Below are 15,770 nucleotides of genomic sequence, written 5' to 3' on the forward strand. Positions count from 1 at the left end.
GAATAATGTAGCGCATCCTTTCGTCGCGGTCGCATATGTGAGTGGTTTTCTTTTTCTTTGTGCTGGCATACCTCTTGACAGTCGTTTGTATGTTCTATATTGTTGAGCGTACCACGACGAGAGGGGCGACCGTGACCACCGCCACCACAGCACCGAAAAAATTCCGTAACCAGCGAGAACACGACCCGGATAGCGAATGCGCCCAGGCCATCCGGGACACCTACTGGACCATGTTTGGGCACTACGCGTACCCCGGTTTCGACGTCGAGGATTTCGACGCCACGGTGACGCAACTGCAGCTCGCCACCGGCTGGCACAAGGGGTTTGTCAAAAACGCGATCCTTGGCCACGCCGCGCTGCAGGACCTCCCACGTCTGCGCGAGCTGCAGCAGGAAACGCGCCTGCTGGACGTGGGGCACCTGACCGCGGTCTACACCGCGATTGAGGAACTCGGGGAGGATGTGGACGAGGAAGCACTCATGCTTATCGACGGCATCCTGTCCGACACCTTCACCCCCACCCGCCACGACCAGGCAGTTCCCCAGCGCAAGACCGTCACGGACCGCATCCGGGCAGCGATCAAGCGCACGGACAAAAGCCGCGCCTACGACAAGCGCAAGCGCGACAAGCGCGAGCAGGACAACTCAGAAAAGTTCGGCATCTACGAGTACCGCGACCGGTCGATCGTGCAGCTGGACACTAATTCTCTGGACGGCCGGAGGATCCAGGCCAACGTCGCCGAGGTTGCGCGCAAGCTCGGCATCAGCACCTCCGATGCGGCCATCAAGCTGCTCGCCGGAGAAACCATCGGCATCGAGATCGCGCCGGTACTGAACGTGTACAGCCCAAAGAACCGCGGAAACGGCGACCCGGTTTTCATCCCCGGTTGCGGATGGACGGAGCCGGAGGCCGCCACCGCCTTCGAGCGGTGGATCGCCGACACCTTCATCGACGAGCGGGACCTCGACGCCGAACTGGAAAAGCGGCTGCGGGGCTACGTTCCCAGCGAGGGAATGCGCCACGCCGTCTACGCCCGTAACCGCACCTGCATCTACCCGGAGTGCAACCGCCCCGCCGAACAGTGCCAGTTGGACCACCGCATCCCGTACGACGAGGGCGGCCCAACAGAGGCGGACAACCTCTACCCCCTGTGCCAGCGGCACCACAACATGAAAACTGATCGGACGGCGTTCTACATCCCGGACCCGCACACCGGGGACATCATCTGGCTGTTCGCCGACGGTTCCTACGTGGTCACCGTGGAAGATGGCCTCCTGCGCGACCAGTTCACGCCCCACAATCCCAGGTGGCAGTCCAGCATGTCCGCCGTGCGCAAGAACCGTGCCCGGGCTGCGGAGTTTTTCGCCAAAGGCCACACAATCCTGGACACTTTCGAGCAGGACCTGGATATCGAGCAGGCCACCGCCGCGATAGAGGACCTGGAGCAGGAGTACGGCATGAAGTTCGGGTTCGCCCCGGAGATGCCGTACGTGGAACCCTTGCCCGAAGAACCGGTCGAGGCCCCGTTCCCCGACCCGGAGGAGGAGCACTAACGCAGGTAGAACCTATCCACTACCTCGTACTTTGGGCCGCCACTTCGGCCCCTGCCCAGGTGTGACTCCAACAGCAGCACTTCATCGGCGGCGAATTCGGGGCCGGTGTAGATGGCGAGGGCGTGGGCGTGGTCGTCGAGAAGCCAAGGATCCCTTGTGCGAGTGCCGGTCCGCGCGACGGTAAGGTGCGCGCGCTGCCGGCGGCGCATGTCCGGGTCGAGCTGGCAGTCCGCCATCAGGTCTTTTAGGGGTGCTTTGTCGCCGCCGACCCCGATCCACATGGTGCGCCGATCAAAACACCCGGCCCCTCGGAGGTGCAACCTCAAGGGCCGGGTGAAGGCGGTGGCTTGGGCCAGGTGGTCGATGACCGCGGCGGCGTCGTTGGGCTGCGACCCGTAGAAGGCGACCGTGATGTGCCAATTGTCGGGGTCGGCCCACCGCACCTCTGTGCCCGAGAAGTTCCGGATGGGCCGCAGGGCGGTGATGAGGTGTTCGCGAACATCGGCCGGAGGGACGATCGCTGCGAAGAGGCGTCTCATGGCCCACACGCTACCCTTAATTGCCATGTTTGACCTCGCGAAAATCGGACGGGATTTGCCCGTGTCGCGCGTCATCGACCAACTGCCGGACAATGGGCCGCTGGTGGTGGAGGCGCCGCCCGGCACGGGCAAGACCACGCTGGTGCCGCCGGCGATCGCGAACAAGGTGGGGAAAACGCTGGTCACGGCGCCCCGGAGGGTTGCGGTGCGGTCAGCGGCGCAGAGGCTTGCGCACCTCAGCGACAGCGAAAAAGTCGGCTACAGCATCCGCGGCGAGCACAAGGACGGCTCGTTGGTCGAATTTGTCACGCCGGGGGTGCTGCTGAACCGCCTGCTCAAGGACCCCGGCCTGGAAGGCGTCAATGCGGTGGTGATCGATGAGGTGCACGAGCGCCAGCTGGACACGGATCTGGTGCTGGCGATGTGCATGGAGGTCGCCCTGTTGCGCGATGACCTGTACCTCGCCGCCATGTCGGCCACCCTCGACGCTAGAAAGTTCGCGGACCACATGGGCGCGCAGATCCTGTCCACGGAGGCAGTGACGCACCCGCTGGACATCCGGTACTCGCCGCACGCGGAAAGGATCCAGGGGACGAAGGAGTTTTATCGTCACGTCGCGGCGCAGACCGCAAGCGAACACCGAACGCTTGTGTTCGTGCCTGGGGTGCGCGAGGTGGAGCTGGTTTGTGGGTTCCTGGACGAAGCGAAGCCGCTCCACGGCCGCCAGAGCAGCAAAGAGCAGGACGAAACCTTGAGGGGAACCAGCAGGGTGGTGGTGGCGACGTCGGTGGCGGAGTCGTCGATAACTGTGCCGGGCGTGCGCAAGGTGGTGGACGCCGGCCTATCCCGGGTGCCCAAGCGCGACAACCGGGGCATGACGGGCCTGGTCACGGTGACGGAGGCGAAAACCAGCGCCGACCAGCGGGCCGGCCGCGCGGGAAGATTAGGCCCCGGCGAGGTGGTGCGCGTCTTCTCCCGCGACGAGTACGCAAAAATGCAGCCGGACATCACCCCGGAGATCCTCACCGCGGACCTCACCGGCGCGCTGCTGACCATGAAGGCGTGGGGGTCGCCGGACTTACCGCTTATCGACGAACCAAAGGACCTCACCGAAGCCGAATCCAACCTCGAGCAGCTCGGGGCGACACGAAACGGCACAATCACGGACTTCGGCAAGAAACTGGCGAGCCTGCCCCTGGACCCGAGGTTGGGTGCGGCGCTGCTGGAGTGGGGCTCCCAAGCAGCGCCGACTGTGGCGAGGCTTGCGGGTGAAACAGACGCGAAGAGGCTGCGCAGGTTAGTCGAAGACAAGGGCCCTGTGGACCCGGGCGAGGTGATTGCGTCTGCGTTTCCGCAGTGGATAGCCAAGAAGGTCGGCGACGAATACCAGCTGGCTTCAGGCACCCGCGCAAAGTTCAACTCGAACGCCGAGTGGATCGCAGCCGCGGAGGTGCAAAGGACCCACAGCGGAGCGGTCATCCGGGAAGCTGCGCCGATTGCGTTCCCGGAGCACCGAGTGGTGGAGGACAAGGTGGCCTACCTGGAGGACGGCAAGGTCCGGGGCCGGAAGGTGGCCAGGATTGGTGCGATCGAACTCAGCTCCACTCCGGTCAAGCTCACCCCGGACGAGGCGGCGGAGGCGCTGACAGACGTGGACTTCGACAGCTTCCCGCTCACCAAGGAGGAGCAGCACTTGAAAGAGCGGCTGGACTTCCTGCACGAGACGCTGGGCTGGCCGGATGTCAGCCAGGGCGATTATTCGGTCGAGGTGCGTGGGGTGGCCGAAGGTGCGTCGATAGGCAGCTGCGACATGCGGCAGGCGATGTTGCGCCAACTGAATTGGCAGCAAGTGGCGGAGCTGGATGCGGCGGCGCCGAAGGAATACCAGTACGGCAGCGGCAGGCCGGTGAAGCGCGTGAAGCTGCAGCACATGTTTGGCCAGAAGGGGCAGACTGTCTCGGGCGTGAAGGTGCTGTACCACCTGCTCTCCCCCGCCGGGCGCCCGCTCGCGGTGACGGACGACCTAGACAGCTTCTGGGAGGGGCCGTACCAGCAGGTGCGCAAGGAGATGCGGGGCCGCTACCCCAAACACGCGTGGCCCGAGGACCCTACTGGCACTGAGAAATGATGGCGCCGGCGCCGACGAGACCCGCGGCGGCGAGAATGGCGGCGATGCCCATGTCCACGTCCCTGGAATTGAGGTCGCGCAGCTTCACGTCCAACTGCAGCGGCACGTCGTCCACCTGCAGCTGCAGGTGATCCTGGCGAGCAACGAACGGGATGCTCAGCTGGGACGCGAACCCGAGGGGCAGCAACACAAGCAGCGGCAGGCCGACGCCGAGGGCCGTGGCGGCGCAGCGGTGCGAGACCTCCGGGGCGTACTGAACAAACGCGTCGATGACGGCGCCTTCCTGGGACGCCTCATCCTCAGTCTCGTCGCCCACGGTGACGCGGACCGGGAAGTCCTGGGTGGTGTCGTCCGCGAACGTCGCGGTCACGGTCCACGTGTACACACCGGGGCTGATGTCCTCCCCCGGTTCGAGGCGGATGGTGCCGTCTGGCGTGAGCGTTGCCCAGCTAGGCATGTCGTTCGCTTCGTACCATGCTGCGCCGAGTGGCAGCGGGGGTTCTACGGTTGCTGTAAGGCCCGGAACCACGTTGGCGGGATCGTACCCATCTTCGGCCTGAGCTGGGGAAACGGACGCGCAGGCGAGCGCAAGCGCGCTCGTGAAGGCGATAAGTTTGGTGCGCATTTCTCAGGTTTCCTCAGTTGTAGATGTTTATATGGCTTTGAATATTTGATGATTGTAGTAGACAAGTCCTGGTGTAGTCTTAATCGCAATGTCAAAGCGCACTGTTTCCGTGTGGACCTTGGTCTCACTCATTATCGGATCCACCATCGGGTCCGGCATTTTCGCGCTGCCCCACAACATCGGTTCAGTAGCCAGCCCGGGCGCCATGCTCACCGGCTGGGCCATCGCGGGCGTGGGAATGCTCTCCATCGCCTTCGTCTTCCAAATCCTGGCGGTGAGGAAGCCGCACCTGGACTCCGGCGTCTACTCCTACGTGCGGGCGGGGCTAGGCGATTTCATCGGGTTTACCTCCGGCATGGGCTACTGGCTCGGCTCCGTAATGGCCCAGGTGGGTTACGCCACACTGTTCATTAACACCCTCGGTTACTACTTCCCGGCCTTCTCCAACCGCTGGGTGCTGGCTCTCTCGGTGAGTGCAATGAGCTGGCTGATCTTTTACGGCCTGACACGCGGCTTGAGGCAGGCGGCGGTGATGAATGCGGTGACGACCGTGGCCAAACTGCTGCCCATCCTCGCCTTCATTGTGCTGGTGGCGTTCCTCGGCTTCTCCTGGGACCGCTTCACCATGGATTTCTGGGGTTCACACATCCCCTTCACGGACCAGCTCAAGGGCATCATGCTCTACACCGTCTGGGTTTTCATCGGCATCGAGGGCGCCTCGGTGTACTCGAAGCAGGCGCGCGTGCGTAGCGACGTGGGCAAGGCCACCATCATCGGCTTCCTGTCCGTTTTGGGCCTCCTGGTGGCGGTGTCCACCCTCTCCTACGGCGTGCTCAGCCAGGAGGAGCTGGCGGCGCTGCCGGACAACTCCATGGGCGCGGTGCTCGAGCAGGTGGTGGGCCCGTGGGGCGGCGCCCTGATCTCCATCGGCCTGTGCCTTTCTGTTTTAGGCGCGTATGTGTCGTGGCAGATGCTGTGCGCCGAGCCGATCGTGATGATGGCGCAGGACGGCCTGCTGCCGCGCTCGATGGGCCGCCACAACGAAAACGGCTCGCCGGTGCGCGCGCAGCTGCTGTCCACGCTGGCGATCCAGTTCTTCGTGGTGGTGTTCTTCCTCTCCTCGGCGTCCTACAACGCCATGGTGCAGCTGGCCACCATCATGTATCTGCTGCCCTACATCTTCTCCTCCATCTACCTGGTGCTGCTGACCATCCGTGGCAAGGGCCTGACGCACCCGCACGCCGGCACGCGTTTCGACGACTCCGGGCCTGAGGTGTCCCGCCGCGACAACCGCAGGCACCTTATCGTGGGCCTGATCGGCTCGGTGTACTCACTCTGGCTGATCTACGCCGCGGACCCAGTGTACGTGCTGCTCGGCGCGCTCGCCGTTGTGCCAGGCCTGGCCCCCTACATCTGGACGCGCCGCAAGCACGGCGACAAGCTCTTCAACCCCTTCGAAAAGGTCGTCGTCGCGGTGGTGCTGGTCGCGGCCGTGATCGCGGTGATTGGCCTGGCCAACGGGTCACTGGTGTTGGAGTAGGTCCCAGCCCAACTTCGCACACAGCGTGACGACGAGCCCAAGGAGCGCCACGCGCACCAGCGTCGATCCACCCTTGAGCACCGTGCGCGCACCCAGCTGCGCGCCCACAACGTTGGCGACTGCGAGGGTGATCGCAAGCTTCCAGTTGATGAAGCCGCCGAGCCCGAACACCAACAACGCGCCCAGGTTCGTTGCGGTGTTGACCACCTTCGCCATCGCCGCCGAACGCACAAAACCCTGGGTGAACACGGCAGTAAAGGCCATGATGAGGAACATGCCGGTGCCGGGGCCGAACACGCCGTCGTAGCCGCCGATCAGCGCCACAGCAAGCGCGGCGAGTCCGAGGCGTTTGCCGGAAAAGATGCTGGCGTCCTCCTGCCCGAACTTCGGGTTCAGCGCCACAAAGACACCCACTCCGATAAGAAGGATGAGGATGATTGGGGTGGCCACGGAGTCGTCGATAAGCGAAACCGCTCTGGCGCCGAGCGCGGCGGCGACTCCGGCGATAAACGCGTAGATCCAGGTCACCCTGGGGACTCCAACGCGGCGCACGAGGGTGGCGGCGGCGGACGCGGTGCCCGAGATCGCCGCGACCTTGGTCGTGGCCAGAACAGACGCCGCCGGCATGGACGTGGCCGACATCAGCACCGGGATGAGCACGAGACCGCCGCCGCCGATCACGGCGTCGATCCAACCGGCGAACGCGGACGCGGCGAGGAGGAAAACAATCACGGGACTACTATGCCCCACATGAACCGTTGGCTTGTCGCTGCTCCGTTGTCGGTGGCGCTCGGGCTGCTGTTTTCGTATCTGGGGGTCCCAGCAGCATGGATCCTCGCCGGGATTCTGGGGGCCGGATCGGTGGCGCTGGTGACGCAGGACGACCTGCCCGTCAACGAGCACCTGTTCACCTTTGCCCGCGGCACCGTCGGCGTGTTTGCGGCGCTGCCGCTGGTGGGGATGAACCCGCTGCCCTATCTGCTGCCGGGCGTGGTTGCGGGCGCGGTGGTGATTGCCATGGGGTTTGCCGGCGGTTTAGTTTTGTCCAACCACGGCGTTTCACGGGAAACGGGCGTGCTTTCACTTCTGCCCGGCGGGGCGTCGCTGATGCCGGCGATCGCGCGCGACGTGGGCGCGGACATCCGCTACGTCAGCCTCAGCCAGTACCTGCGCCTGCTCATCGTGTCCGTGTCGCTGCCGCTGGTCGCCTCGCAGTTTTCTCCCGCCACCCAGATCGAACTCGAGCCCTACTGGTGGATGTGGCTGCTGGTCCCGGCGCTGATCGTCTGCGGGTTGTTCGCGGGCAAACTGCTGCGGTTTCCCAACCCCTCAGTCTTCGGCCCGATGGCGCTGACGGTGCTGGTGGGCTCGCTCATAGACGTGACCATCGTGCCGCCGCAGCTGCTTTCCATCGTGGGCTTTTTGGCCATCGGGTGGATGTGCGGCGGCGGGCTGTCCGTGCCCGCGCTGCGCCGGTTCTCCCGCCTGCTGCCCGCCACGCTGGCCTACATCGCCGGGCTGATGCTCGCGTGCGCCGGCATGGGGTGGCTCATGTCCAAGTGGCTGGGCCTGAGTTTCTACGAGGGCTACCTGGCCACCAGCCCCGGCGCGCTGGAGACGGTGCTGGTGCTGGCCACCAGCCCGGCCGTGGTGGCGCTGCAGGTGATCCGGCTGATCATGGTGATCCTCATCGCCGGGTGGCTGCCCAAGATCCTTAGTGGTGGAGCACCTCGTTCGTGAGCATGTCCATGGGCATGGAGCCGAGCTTCAGCGCCTTGACGTGGAACTCGTGCTCAGTCATCCCCTGGGCCATCGCCTGGCGGCGCAGGTCCACCCAGTCCTTGTAGCCCAGCGCGTACGACGGCGCCTGGCCGGGCCAGCCCATGTAGCGGTCCAGCTCGAAGGCCAGGTTCGCCTCCGGCATGGCGGTGTTGTCGCGCAGGAAGGCCTTCGCGTATTGGGCGTCCCAGGTGCCGGTGCCCTCCGGGGTGCACTTGCCCAGGTGGACGCCGATGTCCACCATCACGCGGGCGAGGCGCAGGCGCCTGGAGTCGAGCAGGCCCATGCGGTAGCCGGGGTCCTCGAAGAAGCCGTGGTCCTCCATGAGGTGCTCGGTGTAGAGCGCCCAGCCCTCGCCGTGGGCGGAGTTCCAACACACGGAGCGGCGCCACAAATTCAGCTCGCTGCGGTTAAGCAAGGCGTAGCCGTGCTGCAGGTGGTGGCCCGGCACACCCTCGTGGAACACGGTGGACATCTCCTGCCAGGTGTGGAACGTCTCCTGGCCTTCCGGCACGGACCACCACATGGTGCCGGGGCGGATCATGTCGTCGCTGGGCGGGGTGTAGAAGATGCCGCCGGATCCGGCGCGGTCGATGCCGCACTCCACCGTGTGCAGGCCTTCGGGCACGTGGAAGGTGTCGGAGGCCTTGTCGTTGAGCTCGGACATCCACTCGATCAGCGCGTCCGTGCCGCGGAGGATGTAGCGCTCGTCCTGGTTCAGGTTGCGGTAGGCGCCTGCCACGGAGATGTCGCCGTAGAGCTCGTGCGCGATGGCGCGCTGCTCCTCCACGGTCTTGGCCAGTTCTTCCTGAGCCCAGTCGTAGCTGGTGTCCAAGTCCACCTCGCGGCCGTGGAAAAACTCGACGAACAGCTGGTATCGCTCGCGGCCCACGCCGTCGTTGTGGGATGCCTGCGGCGACAGCTCTGTGGACAGCCAGTCCGCCATCTCCAGGAAGGCCTCCTTGGCATGCCCCACCACGTGCGAATCGGGCGACAGGCCCAGGTGGTCCAGCTGGGATTCGGTATCGCCCAGAAGCTCGCACTGGTTGATCACTGCGTCGATCTGGCGGTGGGAAGCCACATCGCCTGTCGACGCCGCCTCGCTCAGAGACTCGCGGTAGCCCGCCAACGCACTCGGAATCCGCGACATTCGCGAGGCAATGTTGTCGAAGTCCTCCTCCGTCACCTTCGGCATCAGCGCAAACGAGTCGCGGATGGTCTGCACCGGCGAGTCGATGTTGTTCAGCCGGCACAACAGCTCGCCGCGGTGGTGGAACTCCAGCTCCGCGCTCATTCGGTCGCGCAGGATCGCAGCGGTGAGGTTGTCCACGTCGTCGAAGTCGTCCTCGTCGTCGGAGGCGTCCGTGGAGTCGTTGAGCGCGTCCACGTCCGCGACAAGGTCGCGCATCCTGTCGGCCAGGCGCCCCCAGTAGTCCGGGGAAAAATCCTGCAGCTCCCCGTCGTGGCCGTCGATGCCGATCTGGGTGGCAAGGGTGGGGCTGATCTCGGCGAGGTCGTAGACAAAGTCCTCACAAGTGGCGTCCAATAAGGACGGCTCGCGCCAGCTTTCGTTGGTCATGCCGAGCGATTGTATCGGAGCTGGCCAAATGGACAATTACGTCAGGGGCCAGGTAAATATATTCATATGACCTTCTCACGCCCACGAACGCCCGCAGCCAAGTGTCTGCACCTTATTCGGCTGCACGAGACGACGTCGAGAAGCGATCTTGTGAAAGCAACCGGCCTGTCGCAGCCAACCGTCACACGCGCGATCTCCGCGCTGGTGGACGCAGGTTACGTCACCGAGCGCAACGACCTGACCCAGTCCAAGGGGCGCGGCCGCCCCACCATCCCGCTGGAGCTGGCGGACACCCCCGGCGTGCACGCGGGTGTGTCGGTGGGCACGAAATCCACCTACGTGGCCCTGTTCGACCTGAAGGGCCGCACGCTGCTGTGCCGCGACATGGAAATCACGGTGAAAAACGTCAGCGAGGACGACTTCATCCAGTCCATGATGGCGGAGCTGAACCAGATGACCACCAAGCTGGAGCGCCCCATCCGCACCGTGGGCGTGACCACCTCCGGCACGGTGCGCGAAGGCGGCAAAGTCTTCGCGCCCAACCTGGGCTGGGACGGCGTGGACATCGGCGACCAGCTGCGCGAGCAGTTCTCGGTGCCGGTGGAGGTTTCCTCCATCTCCAGCGCGATTGTCGGCTCGGAGATGCAGTCCACCGCATCGCTGAACATCCCGTCGGTGATGGCGCTGTTCGCAGACGACTCCATCGCCTGCGCCATCTCCCACCCGGACGGCGTGGAGCCGATCGAGGTGGAGCAGGGCGAGCTGACCACCCGGGGCCTGATCGACGCCATCGGCGTGGAGGATATTCGCACGCTCAAAGACGCGGTGACCGACTCGCGCGAGGACACCCGCTACGCGCTGGACCGCCGCGCGCGGGGCCTGGGTTCGCTGGTGGCGGGGCTGTGCAGTAACTACTCCCCCGCGACGGTGGTCGTGGCGGGCAGCGCGTTTATCGACGACCCGCTGGCTGCCGCACCGTTCGCCCGCACCGTGCGCTCGGAGGCGAACTGCCGCCCGGAGCTGCGCCTGATCCCCACCCACCGCGAGGTCGTGCGCGACATCGCCCGCGCCGTGGCGCTGGACTACGTGCTGCGCGAGCCGCTGAAGGTGGCGGGGGCGTAGATGAAGCGCGCCGCTTGGGCTTGCGTGCTGCTCCTGGCCGGTTGTGCCGCCCAGGAGGCCGAGCCGTTGCGCACCGAGGTGACCACCCAACCCGCGCCGGACCCCTTCGAGGGGCTGGATAAGGAGGTGGCCGCAATTGAAAAGGAGACGGACACTGAGGTGGGCGTCGCGCTTTTCGACGGATCCGAGATGACGCAAACCGGATCCCTCTACGCACTACCGGCCTGGTCCACCATCAAGATCCCCATCGCCCGCGCCGCGGTGGAGCACTGCGACTACGGCGAGGAGTACGTCGAGGAACTCACCGAAGCCTCGATCGAGTGGTCCGACAACGACTCCGCCCGCACCCTGTGGGACTGCATGGGCAGCGACAAAGAAGCCGGGGAGAAGGTCCGCGACGAGATTGCCAAGTCCGGCTCCAAGGTGCAGGTGGAAGGCGCCTTCGGCACCACCAGCTGGTCGTTTCCCGGGCAGGCGCGCTACGCGTTCTACCTCAGCCAGCAGGACGAGGACGACCCGGTGATCATGGAGATGCACCACATCGCCGAAGACCAGTCCTACGGGCTGGGCACGCTAGCGACCGTGCCGTTCAAGGGCGGCTGGTCCGACGACGAGACCGACGGCTCCTGGCACACCCGCCAGTTCGGCTGGTTCGACGGCTACGGGGTAGCCATCGGCGCGCGCAGCGAGGACGGCAGCTACGACGACACTACGGTCGCGCTAGACAAGGTTGCGGAACTGTTGCAGCTGCGGCTGGACGAACCTATACAGGGTCTGCAGCACTGACAGCACCGTCAGCACAGCGGCGATGATGCTGATGATCTCCTTGGGCGAGGAGGACGAGTCGGCACCGCCGAAGACGAGCTTCTTCGGCGTGGTGCTGGGCTTTTCCCTGCCGTTGGCCGGGCGGTGCAGGACGGTGTTCTGCTCACCTTCGATGCCCTCGTTGCCGGCGCCGATACTACAGGCGGAGGTCACGGAAGCTTCACCTTCTGCGGTGACCACGCTGGCGAAGCCGTAGGAGCGCATCCTCGGGTCCAGCAGGTTGTGCAGGTGGCCGTTGCCGTTGTTGAAGTGGCCGTTCGCGCGGATGAGGTCGCTTACCTCGCCGTAGCCCCAGCCCTGCATCGCTTTGTCCATGCTGGCGACGGAGTGCAGGTTCTCCCCCGGCGCGGCCTTGCCCTTGTAGGTGGCGGTGTCGTTGTCGCCGCAGTTGCCGTAGCAGGTGGAGTTGTACGGGCGCTGGTGGCGGAAGAACTTCGCCGCCTCGGCGCCGCGCTGCAGCGCGATGCGGGACAGGCCGGCATCGTACTGGGCCGCGTTGACGTAGGCGTCGCGGGAGGTCAGGCCGTGCTTGGCGGCGGCCTGGCGCAACGTGGTGCCGTCGAAAGGCACGTTGCGGTCCCACATGTCCCCGCGCAGCTTGCGGAGCTCACGCATGGCGATTTCCTGGTCGGAGGTGAGGTTAAACTTCGCCTCCACGGCGATGACCTGGTCGGCCGGCTGGTTCAGCTCCACCCCGGTGACGGGCGCCGGGTCAGCGGCGGCGGACGGGGCAAGCGTCAGGGCGGTGGCGGCCGCGGTTGCCGCGGCGAATAAACGGGTGCGCATACCCTGAGCGTAGCGTGTGCCAGAGCATGAAGCCGACTGGGCCGATGGTGAACAGCAGCTGCGGGGCGTGGAACACGTTCACCGACGCAAACGGCACCATAAACAGCGCGAGCACGATCGCGCCCCAGCGGTTGTAAACGTATGCCAGCATCGGCAGGATCCACACCCAGTGGTGGTACCAGGAAAACGGGCTGACCAGGCAGGACGTCATGCCGATGAAGGAGACGGCGAGGGGGGCGGGAGCTCGTCGAGAAGCAAAAAGCCCGAGGGCCGTGACCAACGCGCTAAGGACAAGCCAGAGCCACAACTCGTCGTAGCCGGCGCGGGCGAGGACCTGGCGGATGGACTGCGCACCCGGGTTGTCGTCGGCGCCGATGCGGGTGGTGCGGAAGATGGCGTCGGTCCAGAAGGTCTTCGCGTCTGTGACCTCGGAAAAGCCGGTGGCCACGGTACACAGGAACGTAAATGCGGCAATGAACACCGCACCCCACCGGCGCTGCTGCATGAGCAGGAGGATGAAAAACGCCGGCGTGAGCTTCAGTCCCGCGGCGAGCCCGACACCGATGCCCGGAAGCCTGTAACGGGGAAGGAAATCCAGGCACACTAGGCCCATGAGCAGCAGGTTGATCTGGCCGAAAAACAGCGTGCCCTGCACCGGCGAAAGGCACAGCACGAACACTGCGGTGAGCAGGAGGGCATTTTTGCTTGTGGACGCCCGCACCACGAGCAGAACCACCAGCACGGATAATGCTTTCCACGCGATACCGAGCGCGGTGCTTTCCGTCAACCACGAAAACACCACGCCCGCGAACGGCGGGTAGGTAAACGGCAGGCCGGGAAGCAGGTCGGTTGCGTAGAGCGGCTGGTGTCCGGTGACCTTCTCGCCGCCCAAGAGATAGACCTTCAGGTCGCTGGGGAACTCGGTGGTGAACGCGTTGGGCAGGCCGGTGTCGATGTAGCGCCAAATTGCAAACGCCAGCAGGAGGAGAAGACCGATCACAGGTCGAGCCCGTCCAGGATGTCGTCGAGCGCGTCGGCGACTTGTGCGCGCCACAAGGTGTCCACCTTGGCGTCGGCGCGGCCCGGCCCGCCGTTGATCACGGCGGTGGGTTTGCCCTGCTTTTTCGCGTCGAGGATGAACTTGTAGCCGCTCATCACCGCCAACGAGGTGCCGATCGCGATCACGCCTGCGGATTCCTTTAGCCAAGCATCCGCAGCTAGTCTGCGCTTTTTCGGCACCCCCTCGCCGAAGTACACCACATGCGGCTTGAGCCTGTGACTGCCGCAGGTCGGGCAGGCGATCATGCGGAAGCGCTCGACGTCGGATTGCTTCAGCTCCACATCGCCGTCCGGGTTCAGCATTGAGCCCTCGACTTCCACGGAGTCGAAGTAGGTGGGGTTGGCGGCGGTGAGCAGGGCGTCGATAAGCGAACGCTCGTGCAACGTTTTGCAGTCGAGGCAGACGACGTGGTCCATGTCCCCGTGCAGCGCGATGACGTTGCCGGAGCCGGCCTGGGTATGCAGCCCGTCGACGTTTTGGGTGATGATGCCGCGGATCAACCCCGCCCTCTCCAGCTCAACGAGGGCGAAGTGCGCGCGGTTGGGGCGGGCGGCTCGCATGTAGCGCGTGCCCACGAACGCGCGGGCCCAGTAGCGGTGCACCTGGGTCGGCGAGTGCGCGAACTCCTGGAACGTCATCGGGCGGGACTTGGTCAGGCGCCCGTTTTTACTGCGGTAATCGGGAATTCCCGAATCGGTGGAGATGCCAGCGCCGGTGATGACCAGGGTTTTTGGGTTGCCTAGCTGGTCGAGGATCTTGGCTTTCGCATTCGGGGTGGGCGCGGTGGTTTCGGTGACGACCCGCTCGATGGAGCGCACGGCGGAGCGGTGCGCCATGGCGATTGCTGGGTCGTCGAAGTGGGGTTCCATCGTCTGGGGAGTCTATCCTGTGCCCGAAACAGACCGTGTGGTCTATTTGTGTGGTTTACATTTTCGGACCGAAGGAGTAGTTTATCCACGTCTTTATCGCATAAGTGAACCATTCTGTCTAGAAGGAGCCGCTCGTGCCTAAGTGGGCAACTAGCTTCGGCGCACAAGTTATCTACGGCCTGATCATCGGCCTCATCCTCGGCTTCATCGCCGTGGACGTCCAGCCGCTGGCCGACACCCTGGACTGGGTCGGATCAACTTACGTCCAGCTGCTGAAACTGCTGATCCCGCCGCTGGTGTTCACCGCGGTGGTCACCTCCATTGCCAACCTGCGCCAGGTCACCAACGCCGCGCGCCTGGCCGTGCAGACCCTAGTGTGGTTCGCCATCACCGCGTTCTTCTCCGTGGTCATCGGCATCCTCGTCGGCCTGGTGATCAAGCCCGGCGCGAACACCTCGGTGGATGCGGGCACGGCGGCCGAGCCGACGTCGACAGGCTCGTGGATGGGCTTTTTGAACTCCGTGGTGCCCTCCAACATCCTCGGCCTGGGTGTGTCCGGCGAGTCCGTGAAGTTCAACGTCCTGCAGATCCTGGTGGTCTCGCTGCTGCTCGGCATCGCCGCGGTGCGCGTGGGCAAGGCCGCCGAGCCGTTCATCGAGTTCTCCGGCTCCCTGCTCAAGGTGGTCCAGGAGGTGCTGTGGTGGATCATCCGCCTCGCCCCGATCGGCACCGCCGCCCTGATCGGCAACGCGGTGGCGTCCTACGGCTGGGACGCGCTCGGCTCGCTGGGCAAGTTCGTGCTGGCCGTCTACATCGGCCTGGCGCTGGTGATCTTCGCGCTCTACCCCGTTGTCTTGGCCGCACACCGCATCCCGGTGCTGGAGTTCTTCCGCCGCGTGTGGCCCGTGACCACGCTGGGATTTGCCACCCGTTCTTCTATGGGCGTGATGCCGGTAACTCAGCGCACCACCGAGGAAGCTATGGGCGTGCCCAGCGAGTACGCCTCCTTTGCCATCCCGCTCGGCGCCACCACCAAGATGGACGGCTGCGCCTCCATCTACCCCGCCATCGCCGCCCTGTTCGTGGCGCAATTCTACGGCATCGACCTGTCCATCTCGGACTACGTACTCATCGTGATCGTGTCCGTGCTGGGGTCCGCCGCCACCGCAGGCACCACCGGCGCGACCGTCATGCTCACCCTGACGCTGTCCACCCTGGGCCTGCCGCTCGCCGGCGTGGGCCTGCTACTGGCGGTGGACCCGATCGTGGACATGGGCCGCACCGCCGTCAACGTCACCGGCCAGTCCGTCGTGGCGACGGTGGTGGCGAAGCGCGAGAAGATTCTCGACGAATCCCGCTGGTAGG

At 65.1% G+C, this 15,770-nt stretch carries 14 protein-coding genes; 7 read left to right on the forward strand and 7 right to left on the reverse strand.

All coding sequences use genetic code 11. The annotated features are described in order from the left end of the window. The first annotated feature begins 89 nt into the window (after positions 1-89). Positions 90-1,553, forward strand: a complete 1,464-nt coding sequence (locus tag QP996_RS01830; protein ID WP_284870940.1) for an HNH endonuclease signature motif containing protein — start codon at positions 90-92, stop codon at positions 1,551-1,553. Here the strand turns inward: QP996_RS01830 and thpR are convergent. After that, complete coding sequence (gene thpR, locus QP996_RS01835) at positions 1,550-2,092, reverse strand: RNA 2',3'-cyclic phosphodiesterase (RefSeq protein WP_284870941.1); 543 nt, start codon at positions 2,090-2,092, stop codon at positions 1,550-1,552. The two genes, QP996_RS01830 and thpR, sit on opposite strands and share 4 nt — an antisense overlap. 25 nt (positions 2,093-2,117) lie before the next feature. On the opposite strand from thpR, the gene QP996_RS01840 reads away from it, so the two are divergent. Continuing rightward, a complete protein-coding gene (locus QP996_RS01840) occupies positions 2,118-4,220 on the forward strand; it encodes an ATP-dependent RNA helicase (protein WP_284870942.1) in 2,103 nt (700 codons plus the stop codon). Here QP996_RS01840 and QP996_RS01845 read toward each other — a convergent pair. Next, on the reverse strand, positions 4,201-4,845 hold the full coding sequence (locus QP996_RS01845) for a Rib/alpha-like domain-containing protein (RefSeq protein WP_284870943.1): 645 nt from the start codon (positions 4,843-4,845) through the stop codon (positions 4,201-4,203). The genes QP996_RS01840 and QP996_RS01845 overlap by 20 nt on opposite strands. An 88-nt stretch (positions 4,846-4,933) precedes the next feature. On the opposite strand from QP996_RS01845, the gene QP996_RS01850 reads away from it, so the two are divergent. Next, a complete protein-coding gene (locus tag QP996_RS01850; RefSeq protein WP_284870944.1) occupies positions 4,934-6,385 on the forward strand; it encodes an amino acid permease in 1,452 nt (483 codons plus the stop codon). Here the strand turns inward: QP996_RS01850 and QP996_RS01855 are convergent. Further along, complete coding sequence (locus QP996_RS01855) at positions 6,368-7,117, reverse strand: TSUP family transporter (protein WP_284870945.1); 750 nt, start codon at positions 7,115-7,117, stop codon at positions 6,368-6,370. The genes QP996_RS01850 and QP996_RS01855 overlap by 18 nt on opposite strands. A gap of 18 nt (positions 7,118-7,135) precedes the next feature. On the opposite strand from QP996_RS01855, the gene QP996_RS01860 reads away from it, so the two are divergent. Beyond that, complete coding sequence (locus QP996_RS01860) at positions 7,136-8,125, forward strand: AbrB family transcriptional regulator (protein WP_284870946.1); 990 nt, start codon at positions 7,136-7,138, stop codon at positions 8,123-8,125. Here QP996_RS01860 and QP996_RS01865 read toward each other — a convergent pair. After that, complete coding sequence (locus QP996_RS01865; protein WP_284870947.1) at positions 8,100-9,743, reverse strand: DUF885 domain-containing protein; 1,644 nt, start codon at positions 9,741-9,743, stop codon at positions 8,100-8,102. The genes QP996_RS01860 and QP996_RS01865 overlap by 26 nt on opposite strands. 66 nt (positions 9,744-9,809) lie before the next feature. Between QP996_RS01865 and QP996_RS01870 the strand changes: the two genes are divergently transcribed. Both QP996_RS01870 and QP996_RS01875 read left to right on the forward strand, forming a co-directional pair. Then, the gene (locus tag QP996_RS01870) at positions 9,810-10,865 is read left to right on the forward strand and encodes an ROK family transcriptional regulator (protein WP_284870948.1); all 1,056 of its coding nucleotides are present in this window, start codon (positions 9,810-9,812) and stop codon (positions 10,863-10,865) included. Continuing rightward, the gene (locus QP996_RS01875; protein ID WP_284870949.1) at positions 10,866-11,651 is read left to right on the forward strand and encodes a serine hydrolase; all 786 of its coding nucleotides are present in this window, start codon (positions 10,866-10,868) and stop codon (positions 11,649-11,651) included. It abuts the gene before it with no gap. Here QP996_RS01875 and QP996_RS01880 read toward each other — a convergent pair. From QP996_RS01880 to QP996_RS01890, 3 genes are read right to left on the reverse strand one after another with little or no spacing between them, the layout of a single operon-like run. After that, positions 11,586-12,476, reverse strand: a complete 891-nt coding sequence (locus QP996_RS01880; protein WP_284870950.1) for a CAP domain-containing protein — start codon at positions 12,474-12,476, stop codon at positions 11,586-11,588. The two genes, QP996_RS01875 and QP996_RS01880, sit on opposite strands and share 66 nt — an antisense overlap. Further along, complete coding sequence (locus QP996_RS01885) at positions 12,403-13,476, reverse strand: glycosyltransferase 87 family protein (RefSeq protein ID WP_284870951.1); 1,074 nt, start codon at positions 13,474-13,476, stop codon at positions 12,403-12,405. The genes QP996_RS01880 and QP996_RS01885 overlap by 74 nt, the downstream gene beginning before the upstream one ends. Then, a complete protein-coding gene (locus QP996_RS01890) occupies positions 13,473-14,405 on the reverse strand; it encodes a Sir2 family NAD-dependent protein deacetylase (protein ID WP_284870952.1) in 933 nt (310 codons plus the stop codon). Before QP996_RS01890 ends, QP996_RS01885 begins: the two co-directional genes overlap by 4 nt. A 134-nt stretch (positions 14,406-14,539) precedes the next feature. Between QP996_RS01890 and QP996_RS01895 the strand changes: the two genes are divergently transcribed. Next, the gene (locus tag QP996_RS01895) at positions 14,540-15,769 is read left to right on the forward strand and encodes a dicarboxylate/amino acid:cation symporter (RefSeq protein WP_284870953.1); all 1,230 of its coding nucleotides are present in this window, start codon (positions 14,540-14,542) and stop codon (positions 15,767-15,769) included. Position 15,770: the final 1 nt, after the last annotated feature.

Source organism: Corynebacterium sp. MSK008, assembly GCF_030232585.1.
In the GTDB taxonomy this organism is placed as follows: domain Bacteria; phylum Actinomycetota; class Actinomycetes; order Mycobacteriales; family Mycobacteriaceae; genus Corynebacterium.